The following is a 15,842-nucleotide window of genomic DNA, read 5'->3' as shown; positions in this document are numbered from 1 at the left end:
GATCGTGTAGGGGGCACCGGCACGCCGGTGCCCGTTCCTGCGCAGTACGCCACAGAGAGAGACCACCATGTCCTGGCTGTCCCGATTCAGCCTCGCCCAACGGGCCCTTGTCGGGCTGATATCGATCATCGCGCTCGTCTTCGGCGCGATCGCGATCCCTCAGCTCAAGCAGCAGCTGCTGCCCTCCATCGAACTCCCGATGGTGTCCGTCCTGGCCCCGTATCAGGGCGCGTCCCCCGATGTGGTCGAAAAGCAGGTCGTCGAACCCCTTGAATCGTCGATCGACGCGGTCGACGGCATCACCGGCATCACCTCCACGGCGAGCGAGGGCAACGCCGTGATCATGGCCCAGTTCGACTACGGCAGCGGCTCCAAGCAGCTCGTCGCCGATGTCCAGCAGGCCGTGAACCGTGCCGGAGCCGAACTCCCCGACGACGTCGACCCGCAGGTCATCGCGGGCTCCACGGACGACATCCCGACCGTGGTCCTCTCCGTCACCTCCGACAAGGACCAGCAGGCGCTCTCCGACCGCCTCGACCGCACCGTCGTCCCCGCCCTGGAGGACATCGACGGCGTCGGACAGGTCACCGTCGACGGCGTGCGCGACCTTCAGGTGGACGTCACCCCCGACGAGAAGAAGCTGGCCAAGGCGGGCCTGACCCCGGCCGCGCTCGGCCAGGCGCTCCAGGCCGGCGGCGCCACGCTCCCCGCGGGCTCCTTCGACGAGGACGGCAAGAACCGCACCGTCCAGGTCGGCGGCGGCTACACCTCCCTGAAGCAGATCCAGGACCTGATGGTCACCCCCGAGGCCAAGCCGGGGGAGCGCCCTGCCAAGCCGGTGCGCCTCGGTGACGTCGCCACGGTGAAGCAGCAGCCCTCGGACGCCACGTCCATCACGCGCACCAACGGCAGGCCGAGCCTGGCCGTCGCGATCACGATGGACCAGGACGGCAGCGCCGTCGCCATCTCCGACGCGGTCAAGGACAAGCTGCCCGACCTCCGCGAGGACCTGGGCGCGGGCTCCGACCTGACGGTCGCGAGCGACCAGGGCCCCGCGGTCTCCAAGTCCATCGACGGCCTCACCACCGAGGGCGCGCTCGGCCTGGTCTTCGCCGTCCTGATCATCCTGGTCTTCCTGGCGTCGATCCGCTCGACGCTGGTCACCGCGGTCTCCATCCCGCTCTCGGTCGTGCTCGCCCTGATCGTGCTGTGGACGAGGGACCTGTCCCTCAACATGCTCACGCTCGGCGCGCTGACCATCGCCATCGGCCGCGTCGTCGACGACTCGATCGTGGTCCTGGAGAACATCAAGCGCCACCTCGGGTACGGCGAGGAGCGCGAGGCCGCGATCATCACCGCGGTCAAGGAGGTCGCGGGCGCCGTGACGTCCTCGACCCTGACGACCGTCGCGGTCTTCCTGCCGATCGGCCTGGTCGGCGGCATGGTGGGCGAGCTCTTCGGCTCCTTCTCGCTGACGGTCACGGCGGCGCTCCTGGCGTCCCTGCTCGTCTCGCTGACGGTCGTGCCGGTCCTCTCGTACTGGTTCCTGCGTCCCCCCAAGGACGTACGCGGCGCCGACCCGGAGGAGGCCCGCCGCAAGGCCGAGGAGAAGGAGGCGAAGAGCAGGCTCCAGCGCTTCTACGTCCCCGTCCTGCGCTTCGCGACCCGGCGCCGCTTCACCAGCCTCGCCCTCGCGATCGTGATCCTCGTGGGCACGTTCGGCATGGCGCCGCTCCTGAAGACCAACTTCTTCGACCAGGGCGAGCAGGAAGTCCTGACCATCAAGCAGGAGTTGAAGCCGGGCACCAGCCTGGCGGCGTCCAACGCCTCGGCCAAGAAGGTCGAGAAGATGCTGGACGGCCTGGACGAGATCAAGGACTACCAGGTCACGGTCGGCTCGTCCGGCTTCATGGCGGCGTTCGGCGGCAGCACGGACACCAACCAGGCGTCCTACACCCTGACGCTCAAGGACAAGGCGGCGTACGACACGACGCAGGACAAGGTCGAGGAGGAGCTCGGCAAGCTCTCCGGCATCGGCCAGACGTCCATCGCGGCCGGAGACGGTTTCGGCAGCCAGGACCTGAGCGTGGTCGTCAAGGCCGCCGACGGCGACGTGCTGCGCAAGGCGTCCGAGGAGGTGCGCGACGAGGTCGCGAAGATCGACGACGTCACGGACGTGCAGAGCGACCTGTCGCAGAGCATCCCGCGCATCTCGGTCAAGGCCAACGCCAAGGCCGCGGCGGCCGGTTTCAACGACACCACCCTCGGCCAGGCCGTCGCCCAGGCGGTCCGCGGCACCGAGAGCGGCAAGGCGATCCTGGACGACACCGAGCGTGACGTCGTGGTGAAGTCGGCGCAGCCGGCGAAGACCCTCGCCGAGTTGCGCGAGCTGAACCTCGGCGCCGTGAAGCTCGGTGACATCGCTTCGGTGAAGCTGGTCGACGGGCCGGTCTCGATGACCCGTATCGACGGCGCGCGCGCCGCGACGATCACCGCGAAGCCGACCGGCGAGAACACGGGCGCGGTCAGCGCCGACCTCACCAAGAAGCTCGACGCGCTGAACCTGCCGGAGGGCGCCACGGCGTCCATCGGCGGCGTCTCCGAGGATCAGGACGAGGCGTTCGCCTCGCTCGGCCTCGCGATGCTCGCGGCGATCGCGATCGTCTTCATGCTGCTCGTGGCGACGTTCCGCTCGCTGGTCCAGCCGCTGATCCTGCTGGTGTCGATCCCGTTCGCGGCCACGGGCGCGATCGGTCTCCTCATCGCGACGGACACCCCGATGGGCGTCCCGGCGATGATCGGCATGCTGATGCTGATCGGCATCGTGGTGACGAACGCGATCGTCCTGATCGACCTGATCAACCAGTACCGCAAGCAGGGTCACGGCGTGGTCGAGGCAGTCATCGAGGGTGGCCGCCACCGTCTGCGCCCGATCCTGATGACGGCCCTGGCGACGATCTTCGCCCTGCTCCCGATGGCCCTCGGCATCACGGGCGAGGGCGGCTTCATCGCCCAGCCGCTCGCGGTGGTGGTCATCGGCGGCCTGATCACGTCGACGCTCCTCACCCTGCTCCTCGTCCCGACGCTGTACGCGATGGTGGAACTCCGCAAGGAGCGCAGGCGCGCGAAGCGCGAGAAGAAGCGGGCGAAGAAGGCGGGCGTCCCGCCGCAGGCCGACGCCGAGTCGGACGACCCGGCACCGGCCCAGGTCTGACCCTGCGGGCCGACGGGGGCTGATCGCCAGTTCCCCGCGCCGTACGGGGCGCCCCTCACCCAGAGGGGCGCCCCGTACCTCGTACGACCTACGGAAGCGCCAGCATGCGCTCGAGCGCCAGCTTCGCGAACTGCTCGGTCTCGCGGTCGACCTCGATCTGGTTGACCAGCTTGCCCTCGGCCAGGGACTCCAGCGCCCAGACCAGGTGCGGCAGGTCGATCCGGTTCATGGTCGAGCAGAAGCAGACCGTCTTGTCGAGGAAGACGATCTCCTTGTCCTCCGCGGCGAAACGGTTCGCCAGGCGGCGTACGAGATTCAGCTCGGTGCCGATCGCCCACTTGGAACCGGAGGGAGCCGCCTCCAGGGTCTTGATGATGTGCTCGGTCGAGCCCACGTAGTCCGCGGCGGCCACGACCTCGTGCTTGCACTCGGGGTGCACCAGGACGTTCACGCCGGGTATCCGCGCGCGCACGTCCTCCACGGACTCCAGCGAGAAGCGCCCGTGCACCGAGCAGTGCCCGCGCCACAGGATCATCTTCGCGTCCCGCAGTTGCTGAGGCGTCAGGCCGCCGTTCGGCTTGTGCGGGTTGTAGAGCACGCAGTCGTCGAGCGTGAGGCCCATGTCGCGGACCGCGGTGTTGCGCCCGAGGTGCTGGTCGGGCAGGAACAGCACCTTCTCGCCCTGCTCATAAGCCCACTCCAGGGCCCGCTTGGCGTTGGACGAGGTGCAGATCGTCCCGCCGTGCTTGCCGGTGAAGGCCTTGATGTCGGCCGAGGAGTTCATGTACGAGACGGGTACGACCTGCTCGGCTATCCCGGCCTCGGTCAGCACGTCCCAGCACTCCGCGACCTGCTCGGCGGTGGCCATGTCGGCCATCGAGCAGCCGGCGGCCAGATCGGGCAGGACGACCTTCTGGTCGTCGGTGGTCAGGATGTCCGCGGACTCGGCCATGAAGTGCACGCCGCAGAAGACGATGTACTCGGCCTCCGGCCTGGCGGCCGCGTCCTTGGCCAGCTTGAAGGAGTCGCCGGTGACATCCGCGAACTGGATGACCTCGTCGCGCTGGTAGTGGTGGCCGAGCACGAAGACCTTGTCGCCGAGCTTCTCCTTGGCGGCGCGGGCGCGCTCCACCAGGTCGGGGTCGGAGGGCGACGGCAGATCGCCGGGGCACTCCACGCCGCGCTCGCTCTTGGGGTCGGCCTCGCGGCCGAGCAGGAGCAGGGCGAGCGGCGTGGGCTGAACATCGAGGTCCACGAGGTCCGCGGGGGACTGGGCGGTGGTCACGACACGCACCCTTTCTGTTCTGCAGACGAGCCTTTTCGTCTAATTGACGTTATCTATCATAACCGCTTCACGTCAGTTTGACGATGGCCATAGTGTCGATGTGACGCGTTCGCCTTCGACGGGCCGATGCCCCGCAGGGCGGCATGTGCGAGCATGAAGGGGACAGACAGCCGAGAGACAGTCGACAGACAGCCGGGAGACACAGCACTCGGCCCGGAATGAATCCGCGGCCCCGACGGTTGCAACCGTCGGCAAGCAGTCTCCGTACAACCCGGGAGAGAAGCAGATGTCCGTATCGGACGAGACCACCACCGTGAGCGACGGCATCCTCCTGTCCGACGCCGCCGCGGCCAAGGTCAAGGGCCTTCTGGAGCAGGAGGGTCGCGACGATCTGGCGCTGCGCGTCGCCGTTCAGCCCGGCGGCTGCTCGGGCCTTCGCTACCAGCTGTTCTTCGACGAGCGCTCGCTCGACGGCGACGTCGTCAAGGACTTCGACGGCGTGAAGGTCGTCACCGACCGGATGAGCGCTCCTTACCTGGGCGGCGCCTCCATCGACTTCGTCGACACCATCGAGAAGCAGGGCTTCACGATCGACAACCCGAACGCCACGGGTTCCTGCGCCTGCGGCGACTCGTTCAACTAAACCGCCGCTCAGCTCAACCGCACGTACGAAGGCGGCCCCCGGAGAACTTCGGGGGCCGCCTTCGTACGTGCGGGGCTGGTGCGCTTCGCCCGGGACGCTACTTGCGCGGGACCGTCGCGCCGCCCTCCGCGTCCACGACCTTGCGGTCGCCGAGCGGCTCGTCCAGGGTCACGGTCTCCGTGAACTCCTTGGCCACCATGACGCAGACCTCGCCCTTCTTCCGGGTCTCGGTCACCTTCACGCGCACGCTGTCGCCGCTCTCGTCGGCCGACGCCGAGTAGTCACTGCAGACGCCGCCCCAGAAGTGCAGGGTCAGGGACGTGCCGTCCGCGCGGTACGACTCGACGTGCAGGGTCGGATCCTTCGCCCCCGTGCCGGGCTTCTCGGCGCCCGTGCCCGGCTTCTCGGTGGGCGTCGGGGTGGGGGACGGCGTGCTCGGCGAGGTGAGGAACTTCGGCTCCACCGCCGGGTGCGTCACCGTGAACGCGTCCTTCGCGCCCTGCGGCTTCACATCGAAGAGCCAGGCGGGCACGAGCGTCTGGCGCCCGTCCACGAAGTGCACCGCGAGCCCGAACGTGGCGTCCTTCACCGTGATCGGCTGCGGCTTCGGGGGCGCGGAGGAAGGCTCCTCGCACGGCGCCTCCTTCTGCCCCTCTCCGCCGGCTGTGTCCTTGGGGTCCTCGGGCACGGCCGTGGCGCAGCCGCCGATGCCGACGCGTCCGTCACCGTCACCGGTCCTGTTGAGCTGCTCCAGGGTCTTGGCGGCACTGATCACCGGGTACGTCGCACCCTTCTCCGGCGCCTTCAACTGGCCGCTTCCGCCGACCACTTGGCCGTCCGAGCCGACCTGGATGCCGGTCGACCAGCCGTACGTCGGGAGGCCGCCCACCCGGGGGTCGGCGTTCACCACTCGTACGCCGCCCATCAGTTGACGGGCGTCCAGCTTCGCGTCGTCCTGGCCCACGGCCTTCAGGACCGGTGCGGCCGCCTTCTTCGCCGCGCTCTCGCCGACCGCGTCACCCTCGCCGTTCGGGGCGGTGGACGTCTCCCGGTTCTCCGAGGTCTCCGAACAGGCCTTCCCCTTCTGGCAGTTGTCGCTGCCGCCGGTGGCGTGCCGCGAGAACGTCCAGGTGCCCGGGGCCTGCTTGCTCACCTGGAGTGAGGGCCCGGAACCGTCGTTCGTGGGGCCGATCTTCCAGGCGCCGTCCTGCGAGGTGGGCTTCCCCGTGACACCCAGGGCCTTGGCCAGCTCGGCGACCTGGTCCTGGGTGACGGTGCCCCGCGCGTGGTACACCGCCGCTTCGTCGGGGCCGCCGGGCAGCTTGCCCTCGGCGCGGTAGGCGGCGCCGTTCGGGTCGGGCTCTCCCGGGGCGATGCCTCCGGTGCCGCCTTCCTGCCGGTCGCCGTCCGTGTGTCCGTCGAGGGCGAGCGGAGGGGGTGTGCCGCCGCCGTCGGCGGCGGGAGAGCTGCCGTTGCCGTCGTTGCCGCCTGACGCGGTCGCGGCGAAGTAGGCGCCGCCGCCACCGACGAGCAGCACCGTGGCCGCCACCGACGCGACGGCGAGGCGGGAACGCCGCCGGTGCTGCTCGGCAGCGTCATGGTCGGTTCGCTCGGTGCTCACCGCATCGCTCCTTCGACTGCACTGCTGTCCCTGGAGGCCCGTGCGTGGGCCTCGTTCGTATTCCGCGTCCCCTTTACGGGGGACAGCGGTGGGACGCAGCGGGGGAGCGCGCGGTTCCCTCGGCGCGCGCCGATGCCCCTGGGCCGGTGCGCGACCGGCCCTCGCCTCAGTCGCCGTACTCGGACATGCCGTCGATCAGTCGCGCGGAGGCCGGCGGGACGTCGACCCCGTGGATCAGCGCGGGCGACACCGGAGCGGTCGCGGCGGCCACGGGGGTCACCCAGTGCGGGGCCATGCGGGCGCAGTCGCCGCGCAGGGTCTCCAGGGTCTCGGAGTGCAGCTCGACGGGACGCGCGGTGACGACATGCTTCGAGATAACGGCCATAACCGCACCGTACGCATCGCACACCTCGCGAAAAAAGACCTACTAACGGGTAGTTTGGCCTCTTCAGCGAGGTGGCCCGACCCGGTAGCGTGAACTGTCAATCCCTTGCCTCTCCTCCACAGGAGCATGCCGTCGTGCGTATCGCAGTCACCGGCTCCATCGCCACCGACCACCTGATGACCTTCCCCGGCCGCTTCGCCGACCAACTGGTCGCGGATCAGCTGCACACGGTTTCTCTCTCATTCCTCGTCGACGCGCTAGACGTACGCAGGGGAGGCGTCGCCGCCAACATCTGCTTCGGGATGGGCCAGCTCGGCACCGCCCCGATCCTGGTCGGCGCCGCGGGCTCCGACTTCGGCGAGTACCGCGCCTGGCTCGACCGGCACGGCGTGGACACGGCGTCGGTCCGTATCTCCGAGACGCTGCACACGGCCCGCTTCGTGTGCACCACGGACGCCGACCACAACCAGATCGGCTCGTTCTACACGGGCGCGATGAGCGAGGCCCGCCTCATCGAACTGAAGACCGTGTCCGACCGCGTGGGCGGGCTGGAGCTGGTCCTCATCGGCGCGGACGACCCCGAGGCGATGATGCGGCACACCGAGGAGTGCCGTACGCGCAAGATCCCCTTCGCCGCGGACTTCTCCCAGCAGATCGCGCGCATGGAGGGCGAGGAGATCCGAACCCTCCTCGACGGCGCCACGTACCTCTTCTCGAACGAGTACGAGAAGGGGCTCATCGAGTCCAAGACCGGCTGGAGCGACGCCGAGATCCTCTCCAAGGTCGGCCACCGCGTGACGACCCTCGGCTCGCGCGGCGTGCGCATCGAGTCCACGGGCCAGGACCCGATCGAGGTCGGCGTCCCCGAGGAAGAGGCGAAGGTCGAGCCGACCGGCGTCGGCGACGCCTTCCGCGCGGGCTTCCTCTCGGGTCTGGCCTGGGGCGTCTCGCACGAGCGCGCGGCGCAGGTCGGCTGCATGCTCGCCACCCTGGTCATCGAGACCGTCGGCACCCAGGAGTACGAGCTGCAGCGCAGCAACTTCATGGACCGCTTCACCAAGGCGTACGGCCATGAGGCGGCGTCCGACGTCCAGGCGCACCTGGCCTAGTCGGAAGCCGGCAGCCAGAAGCTAGGAGCTCCGGCGGACCACATAGGCAGAGCCGTGGTCCGCCGGCTGCTCACCCACGTACTCCTGGCCCCGCATCTCGCACCACGCCGGAATGTCGAGCCGCGCCGCCTCGTCGTCCGCGAGGACGGTGACGGTGCCGCCCACCGGTACGTCCCCGATGACCTTCGCGAGCTCGATGACGGGCAGCGGGCAGCGCTTGCCGAGCGCGTCCACGACGAGCGAGGCGGACTCCGCCCCCGATGCCGGTGCCGCCGGAGCGCCCAGCTGTTCGCGCACCCCGGCCACCACGCCCGGCAGAAGCTCCAGGAAGCGCGTCACCTCCGCTTCCTGGGTCCCTCGGGGGAGTGACACCCGGACGTTGCCCTCGCTCAGGACGCCCATCGCCTTCAGTACGTGGCTGGGGGTCAGCGTCGAGCTGGTGCAGGACGAGCCGGAGGAGACCGAGAAGCCCGCCCGGTCCAGCTCGTGCAGCACGGTCTCCCCGTCGACATAGAGACACGAGAAGGTCACCAGGTGGGGCAGGCGCCGCACCGGATCGCCCACCACCTCCACGTCCGGCACAAGACCCGGCACCTGCGCCCTGATCCGCTCGGTCAGCTCCCGCAGCCGTGCGTCCTCCTCGGCGGCCTCGGCCTGCACGGCACGCAGCGAGGCCGCGGCGGCGACCACCGCCGGGATGTTCTCGAAGCCCGGGGCGCGCCCCGACTCCCGCTCGTCGGCCGGGCCTTGCGCGGCGAACCGCACCCCCTTGCGCACGACGAGCAGCCCCACGCCCGCGGGCCCGCCCCACTTGTGGGCACTGGCGGCGAGCAGGGACCAATCCCCGCCGACCGGCCCCCACGGCAGCGACTGCGCCGCGTCCACCAGGAGCGGCACCCCGGCGGCGCGACACGCCGAAGCGACATCGGCCACCGGCTGCTCGGTGCCCACCTCGTGGTTGGCGGACTGGAGGCAGGCGAGCGCCGTGTCGGGGCGCAGACCGGCGGCGTACGCGGCCGGGGACACCGCCCCTGACCGGTCCACCGGGATCTCGGTCACCGCGCCCCCGTCGGCTTCGAGGGCCGCCGCCGCGTGCAGCACCGAAGAGTGTTCGACCGCCGACACCACCAGGTGCCGCCCGACGCGCCGACGCCCGGCGAGGCCTCCGGCAATCCCGGAGTGCACGGCCCGGGTGCCGGACGGGGTGAAGGAGAGCTCGTCCGGTCGGCAGCCCACCGCATCGGCGGCGGCCTCGCGGGCGGCATCGAGCAACAGCCTGGCCCGCCGCCCCTCGCGATAGAGCCGAGCAGGATCGGCCCACCCCTCGTCCAGCGAAGCGTGCAGAGCCTGCCGGGCCACGGGATGCAGGGGAGCGGAAGAAGCGGCATCGAAGTAGGACACAGGCCAACGCTAAGCGCCCCGAAGGGGCGCGGGGCTGTGACATGTGCGGCTCCGCCGCGTGGGCGCGATCAACCACGACGGACCCACCCCCGCGGACGGAGAGCTTCCGCCGAGCTGGTGGGCGCCCGACCCCCCGTCAGAAAGCCCCCGCCGGGAGGGGCGTCCCACCCTCCCGAGTGACCCGCGGCGCGTTAGGCACCCTCCCCGCGCGACCCCAAATAGCGTCCAGTAAGGTTTGGCCCGCATAAACATCCAAACCCCTGCCCGCCGCAGGGCGGCGACCGACGACCGAGAAGGCCGCACCCGACCGCGCGGGCCGAGACTCTCGGGAAGGCGCTACGTGAGTCCCAACGGCTCCGACCGCTCGTCGCGGCGCCCGATGCGGCGGAAGCTGCCGCAGGTGCTGACTGCGGGCCTGATCCTGGCAACCGCGACCGGTTGCACATACAAGGACTTTCCCCGCCTTGGTATGCCCACCCCCGTAACGGAAGAGGCTCCGCGGATCCTCTCCCTCTGGCAGGGCTCGTGGGCGGCAGCGCTCGCCACGGGCGTGCTGGTCTGGGGTCTGATCCTGTGGAGTGTCATCTTCCACCGGCGCAGCCGCACCAAGGTGGAGGTACCTCCGCAGACGCGTTACAACATGCCCATCGAGACGCTTTACACGGTGGTTCCGCTCATCATCGTCTCGGTGCTCTTCTACTTCACGGCACGTGATGAGACGAAGCTCCTCGCACTGGAGGACAAGCCCGCCCACACGGTCAACGTGGTCGGCTACCAGTGGAGCTGGGGCTTCAACTACATCGAGGACGTGCCGGGTTCCAACAAGGGCGACGCGAAGTCGGCCAAGGAGCTGGAGGCCATCCCGGACAAGTTCCGCGATGCGTTCCCGTCCAACGCCGGCGGCGTCTACGACGTCGGTACGCCCGGCCAGCGGAACCCGCAGAACGGCAACCCCGGCCCGACCCTCTGGCTCCCCAAGGGCGAGAAGGTCCGGTTCGTGCTGACTTCGCGTGACGTCATCCACTCCTTCTGGGTGGTGCCGTTCCTCATGAAGCAGGACGTCATCCCGGGCCACACCAACGCCTTCGAGGTGACTCCCAACAAGGAGGGCACCTTCATGGGCAAGTGCGCGGAGCTCTGCGGTGTCGACCACTCCCGGATGCTCTTCAACGTGAAGGTCGTTTCCCCCGAGCGCTACCAGAAGCACCTCGAGGACCTCGCGAAGAAGAACCAGACCGGATACATCCCGGCCGGCATCGAGCAGACGAGCCACGAGAAGAACCGGGAGACGAACAACCTGTGAGCATCCTCAACGAACCTCAGGGTGCCGCGGCAGCAGAAGACTCGTACGAGAACGAGCTGCCGGTACGGCGCAAGCAGCCGGGCAATGTCGTGATCAAGTGGTTGACGACCACCGACCACAAGACCATCGGCACGCTCTACCTGGTCACGTCGTTCGCGTTCTTCTGCATCGGCGGCGTGATGGCGCTCTTCATGCGCGCCGAACTCGCTCGTCCGGGCTCGCAGCTCATGTCGAACGAGCAGTTCAACCAGGCGTTCACGATGCACGGCACGATCATGCTGCTGATGTTCGCGACGCCGCTGTTCGCCGGATTCGCGAACTGGATCATGCCGCTGCAGATCGGCGCGCCCGACGTGGCGTTCCCGCGGCTGAACATGTTCGCGTACTGGCTGTACCTCTTCGGCTCGCTCATCGCGGTGGCCGGCTTCCTCACCCCGCAGGGTGCGGCCGACTTCGGCTGGTTCGCCTACTCCCCGCTGTCGGACGCCGTCCGCTCGCCGGGCATCGGCGCCGACATGTGGATCATGGGTCTGGCCTTCTCCGGCTTCGGCACGATCCTCGGCTCGGTCAACTTCATCACCACGATCATCTGCATGCGCGCACCCGGCATGACGATGTTCCGGATGCCGATCTTCGTGTGGAACGTCCTGCTGACCGCAGTGCTGGTCCTGCTGGCCTTCCCGGTCCTGGCCGCCGCGCTGTTCGCCCTGGAGGCGGACCGTAAGTTCGGTGCCCACATCTTCGACGCGTCCAACGGCGGCGCGCTGCTGTGGCAACACCTCTTCTGGTTCTTCGGCCATCCAGAGGTGTACATCATCGCGTTGCCATTCTTCGGAATCATTTCCGAGGTCATCCCGGTCTTCTCCCGGAAGCCGATGTTCGGCTACATGGGCCTGATCGGCGCGACGATCGCGATCGCGGGTCTCTCCGTGACCGTGTGGGCGCACCACATGTACGTCACTGGTGGCGTGCTCCTACCGTTCTTCTCCTTCATGACGTTCCTGATCGCCGTGCCAACAGGCGTGAAGTTCTTCAACTGGATCGGAACGATGTGGAAGGGCTCACTGAGTTTCGAGACACCGATGCTCTGGGCCGTCGGCTTCCTGATCACCTTCACCTTCGGTGGTCTGACCGGCGTCATCCTGGCCTCGCCGCCGATGGACTTCCACGTATCGGACTCGTACTTCGTGGTCGCGCACTTCCACTACGTCGTCTTCGGCACCGTGGTCTTCGCGATGTTCTCCGGATTCCACTTCTGGTGGCCGAAGTTCACCGGCAAGATGCTGGACGAGCGGCTCGGCAAGATCACCTTCTGGACGCTGTTCATCGGCTTCCACGGCACGTTCCTGGTGCAGCACTGGCTGGGCGCCGAGGGCATGCCGCGCCGGTACGCGGACTACCTCGCGGCCGACGGCTTCACCGCCCTGAACACGATCTCGACGATCGCCTCGTTCCTGCTCGGTCTGTCGATACTGCCGTTCTTCTACAACATCTGGAAGACCGCCAAGTACGGCAAGAAGATCGAGGTCGACGACCCGTGGGGCTACGGCCGCTCGCTCGAGTGGGCGACGTCCTGCCCGCCGCCGCGGCACAACTTCCTGACCCTGCCGCGGATCCGTTCCGAATCCCCGGCGTTCGACCTGCATCACCCTGAGATCGCGGCTCTCGACCAGCTCGAGAACGCCGGTCACGGTGACAAGGCGCTCGCGGGCGGCAAGGAGGCCGGCAAGTGAAGGTCCAAGGCAAGATGTTCATCTGGCTGAGCGTCTTCGTGCTCGCCATGGCGATCGTCTACGGCTGGTGGTCGAAGGAGCCGGCCGGTACGACCGCGCTGTTCCTGGCCTTCGGCCTGTGCATCATGATCGGCTACTACCTGGCCTTCACGGCCCGGCGTGTCGACGCCTCCGCACAGGACAACAAGGAGGCCGACGTAGCGGACGAGGCCGGCGAGGTGGGCTTCTTCAGCCCGCACAGCTGGCAGCCGCTCTCGCTGGCCATCGGTGGCGCGTTCGCCTTCATGGGCGTCGTCTTCGGCTGGTGGCTGCTGTACTTCTCGGCCCCGCTCCTGCTGATCGGCCTCTTCGGCTGGGTCTTCGAGTACTACCGGGGCGAGAACCAGACCCAGTGAGTCTGTGATCTCCCGCCTCACCGAGGGGCCCGGACACTCCGTCAGGAGCGTCCGGGCCCCTCGGCGTGTCGCCATCGACCCCCGTACGGGTCATTCCGGCGCGCCGTTGCCGAGGAATCTCCATACCGTGTGCTTATGAGCCACTCACCGCGAATCCGCACGGTACTGAGCTGCACCATGCTGGTGGCCGCCCTCGGGGTGGGAACCACGGCCTGCGGCAGCTCCGACGGCCATCCGCTCTCGGCGAAGCCGTACGACGCGGCGGGCCAGATCGCCTTCAACAGCCCAGCGGGCAGCCAGAAGGCGGATCCGGACAGGCCCCTGGAGGTCACCGCCCAGGGCGACGACGGGCGCATCACCGACGTGAAGGCCACCGACGCGCAGGGGCGGTACGTGGCCGGCGAACTCACCGCCGACGGCGCCCGTTGGCACAGCACGGCACCCCTGGCGGCGGGCGCGCAGTACACGGTGCGGGTCAGCACGGAGGACGAGGACGGCTCGCCGGGCCGCAAGGTCATGACGTTCGAGACGAACGCCCCGGACAAGAAGAAGCGCCTCGACGTCACCTTCGGCCCCGAGTCGGGCAAGTACGGGGTCGGCCAGCCCGTCACGGCCAAGCTGAGTGCCAAGGTGAAGGACAAGAAGGCCAGGTCCATCGTGGAGCGTGCGCTGAAGGTCGATACGCAGCCCGCCACGCAGGGCGCCTGGCACTGGGTGGACAGCAAGACGCTGCACTACCGCGCCAAGGAGTACTGGCCCTCGGGCGCGACCATCAACGTGCGGAGCAACCTCGAGGGCATCAAGGTGCGCGACAAGCTCTGGGGCGGCCAGGCCAAGCCGCTGCGGCTCACCATCGGCGACCGCATCGAGGCCGTGACGGACGCCGGTTCGCACTCAATGACGGTCTACCGCAACGGCGAGGAGATCAACTCCATGCCGGTGACGACGGGCAAGCCCGGCTACTCCACGCGCAACGGCGTCAAGGTCGTCCTCGGCAAGGAGTACTCCGTACGTATGACCAGTGCCAGCATCGGCGCATCGGACTTCTACGACAAGATGGTCTATTACGCGACGCGGGTCACCGACTCCGGTGAATACGTGCACGCCGCGCCCTGGTCGGTCGGCTCGCAGGGCAACGCGAACACCAGCCACGGCTGCACGGGCATGAGCACCAGCAACGCCGCCTGGTTCTACGAGACCGTCCGGCAGGGCGACATCGTGAGAGTCGTCAACAGCAACGGCGCTGACATGGATCCGTTCGGCAACGGCTTCGGCGACTGGAACGTCGACTGGAAGGACTGGCGGGACGGCAGCGCCCTGCTGGGCGACGCCAAGGAAGGCCCCGCGGCGGTCGACGCGGCCAGGCTGCGGCCGCAGGTCTGAGCGGCCCGCAGAAGCGCGCAGAACGCGACGAGAGGGGCCCACGCGATCGCGTGGGCCCCTCTCGTGCTCTCTCGTGCGCCAAGTGCGCCGAGTGCCGCGTCAGGCCTGGATGGCCAGTCTGGCGCGCAGCAGGGCGGCCAGGGAGTCCGCGAACTCGACCGGGTCGACCGGAAGGGTCACGGCGGCCTCCGCGCGGCTCCAGGTGGCCAGCCAGGCGTCCTGCGGGCGTCCCATCAGCAGGAGTACCGGCGGGCAGTGGAAGATCTCGTCCTTGATCTGACGGCAGACCCCCATGCCGCCGATGGGCGTGGCCTCGCCGTCCAGGACGCAGACGTCGATGCCGCCCCGGTCGATCTCCTTCAGCACGGCGGGCAGCGTCGCGCACTCGATGAACTCGACCGCGGGAACGTCCGCCGCCGGCCTGCGTCCGGTGGCCAACCGGACCTGCTCGCGGGTGCTCGCGTTGTCGCTGTAGACCAGCACCGTGGCGGTCGGCTGCATTGTTCCTCCGCTTCGTTGAGGGCATTCGGCCGGGGACCGATGCGCGGATGCTACCTCTCCGGACACCCCGTCAACAGCGGTTCGGACAGCCCTTCGATGGGCCATACGGGCAGGACACACACCGCAGACACTCCGAACGGCACCCCCCGGGGTGAGGGCGGGATAAGCGACCGACATAATGTCGGTCGTGGCGACAGCAACGACAGTAGATACCGGGCACGCGCACCCGCCGGTCAATCGGCCGAACCTCACCAGCGTCGGAACCATCATTTGGCTGAGTTCCGAGCTGATGTTCTTCGCGGCCCTCTTCGCGATGTACTTCACCCTGCGATCGGTGACAGGACCTGAGCACTGGAAGGAAATGGCGTCCGCGCTGAACTTCCCGTTCTCGGCGACGAACACCACGATCCTGGTGCTCTCCTCCCTCACCTGTCAGCTCGGCGTCTTCGCCGCCGAGCGCGGTGACGTGAAGAAGCTCCGGATGTGGTTCATCGTCACCTTCATCATGGGTGCGGTCTTTATCGGCGGTCAGGTGTACGAGTACACCGAGCTGGTCAAGCACGAGGGCCTCTCGCTCTCGTCCGACCCGTACGGCTCGGTCTTCTACCTGACCACCGGCTTCCACGGCATGCATGTGACAGGCGGCCTGATCGCCTTCCTGCTGGTCCTCGGCAGGACCTACGCGGCCAGGAAGTTCACCCATGAGCAGGCGACCGCAGCCATCGTCGTGTCCTACTACTGGCACTTCGTCGATGTTGTCTGGATCGGTCTCTTTGCCACGATCTACATGATCAAGTAAACGGGGCCGGGCCCGGACGGGTCCGACGTTCCGACTCATTCCAGAAGCATCGACGCAGAAGATCCTGACA

At 68.5% G+C, this 15,842-nt stretch carries 13 protein-coding genes; 8 read left to right on the top strand and 5 right to left on the bottom strand.

Going from position 1 to position 15,842, the window contains the following annotated elements; genetic code table 11:
- The first annotated feature begins 67 nt into the window (after window positions 1-67).
- Window positions 68-3,214 carry an efflux RND transporter permease subunit gene (locus AC5P1C_RS05990; RefSeq protein WP_493864598.1) on the top strand — a complete coding sequence of 1,049 codons (3,147 nt, stop codon included), beginning with the start codon at window positions 68-70 and terminating at the stop codon, window positions 3,212-3,214.
- 88 nt (window positions 3,215-3,302) lie between these two features.
- On the opposite strand, the gene nadA is transcribed toward AC5P1C_RS05990, so the two are convergent.
- Window positions 3,303-4,508, bottom strand: coding sequence for a quinolinate synthase NadA (nadA, locus tag AC5P1C_RS05985; RefSeq protein WP_493864597.1), 1,206 nt, complete (start codon window positions 4,506-4,508; stop codon window positions 3,303-3,305).
- 277 nt (window positions 4,509-4,785) lie between these two features.
- Here nadA and AC5P1C_RS05980 point away from each other — a divergent pair, with 277 nt between their 5' ends.
- The gene (locus AC5P1C_RS05980; RefSeq protein WP_072483280.1) at window positions 4,786-5,142 is read left to right on the top strand and encodes a HesB/IscA family protein; all 357 of its coding nucleotides are present in this window, start codon (window positions 4,786-4,788) and stop codon (window positions 5,140-5,142) included.
- A gap of 97 nt (window positions 5,143-5,239) precedes the next feature.
- Here AC5P1C_RS05980 and AC5P1C_RS05975 read toward each other — a convergent pair whose 3' ends face one another.
- Together AC5P1C_RS05975 and AC5P1C_RS05970 are read right to left on the bottom strand one after the other, a co-directional pair.
- Entirely contained in the window at window positions 5,240-6,763 is a 1,524-nt protein-coding gene (locus AC5P1C_RS05975) for a hypothetical protein (RefSeq protein ID WP_493864596.1), read from the bottom strand.
- 166 nt (window positions 6,764-6,929) lie between these two features.
- Entirely contained in the window at window positions 6,930-7,148 is a 219-nt protein-coding gene (locus tag AC5P1C_RS05970; protein WP_493864595.1) for a hypothetical protein, read from the bottom strand.
- A 134-nt stretch (window positions 7,149-7,282) separates the two neighbouring features.
- Between AC5P1C_RS05970 and AC5P1C_RS05965 the strand changes: the two genes are divergently transcribed.
- Window positions 7,283-8,257 (top strand): carbohydrate kinase family protein, encoded by a 975-nt coding sequence (locus AC5P1C_RS05965; RefSeq protein ID WP_493864594.1) that lies wholly within the window; start codon window positions 7,283-7,285, stop codon window positions 8,255-8,257.
- A gap of 21 nt (window positions 8,258-8,278) precedes the next feature.
- On the opposite strand, the gene AC5P1C_RS05960 is transcribed toward AC5P1C_RS05965, so the two are convergent.
- Window positions 8,279-9,658: a cysteine desulfurase/sulfurtransferase TusA family protein gene (locus tag AC5P1C_RS05960; protein WP_493864593.1), complete on the bottom strand. Its 1,380-nt coding sequence runs from the start codon at window positions 9,656-9,658 to the stop codon at window positions 8,279-8,281.
- Window positions 9,659-9,998: 340 nt separating this feature from the next.
- Here AC5P1C_RS05960 and ctaC point away from each other — a divergent pair, with 340 nt between their 5' ends.
- From ctaC to AC5P1C_RS05940, 4 genes are all read left to right on the top strand, one after another.
- The gene (ctaC, locus tag AC5P1C_RS05955; protein ID WP_493864592.1) at window positions 9,999-10,961 is read left to right on the top strand and encodes an aa3-type cytochrome oxidase subunit II; all 963 of its coding nucleotides are present in this window, start codon (window positions 9,999-10,001) and stop codon (window positions 10,959-10,961) included.
- Window positions 10,958-12,694: an aa3-type cytochrome oxidase subunit I gene (ctaD, locus tag AC5P1C_RS05950; protein WP_493864591.1), complete on the top strand. Its 1,737-nt coding sequence runs from the start codon at window positions 10,958-10,960 to the stop codon at window positions 12,692-12,694. The genes ctaC and ctaD overlap by 4 nt, the downstream gene beginning before the upstream one ends.
- Window positions 12,691-13,089 (top strand): cytochrome c oxidase subunit 4, encoded by a 399-nt coding sequence (locus AC5P1C_RS05945; protein ID WP_493864590.1) that lies wholly within the window; start codon window positions 12,691-12,693, stop codon window positions 13,087-13,089. The genes ctaD and AC5P1C_RS05945 overlap by 4 nt, the downstream gene beginning before the upstream one ends.
- A gap of 135 nt (window positions 13,090-13,224) precedes the next feature.
- Window positions 13,225-14,472, top strand: a complete 1,248-nt coding sequence (locus AC5P1C_RS05940) for a L,D-transpeptidase (protein WP_493864589.1) — start codon at window positions 13,225-13,227, stop codon at window positions 14,470-14,472.
- Between the two features lie 99 nt (window positions 14,473-14,571).
- Here AC5P1C_RS05940 and AC5P1C_RS05935 read toward each other — a convergent pair whose 3' ends face one another.
- Window positions 14,572-14,973: a hypothetical protein gene (locus AC5P1C_RS05935; protein WP_493864588.1), complete on the bottom strand. Its 402-nt coding sequence runs from the start codon at window positions 14,971-14,973 to the stop codon at window positions 14,572-14,574.
- A 178-nt stretch (window positions 14,974-15,151) separates the two neighbouring features.
- Here AC5P1C_RS05935 and ctaE point away from each other — a divergent pair, with 178 nt between their 5' ends.
- Window positions 15,152-15,772 (top strand): aa3-type cytochrome oxidase subunit III, encoded by a 621-nt coding sequence (gene ctaE / locus AC5P1C_RS05930; protein ID WP_249590366.1) that lies wholly within the window; start codon window positions 15,152-15,154, stop codon window positions 15,770-15,772.
- Window positions 15,773-15,842 lie beyond the last annotated feature (70 nt).

Source organism: Streptomyces sp. A18, from assembly GCF_059026065.1.
Note: the sequence above shows the minus strand (reverse complement) of the source record. Positions and strands in the feature narration are given on the sequence as shown.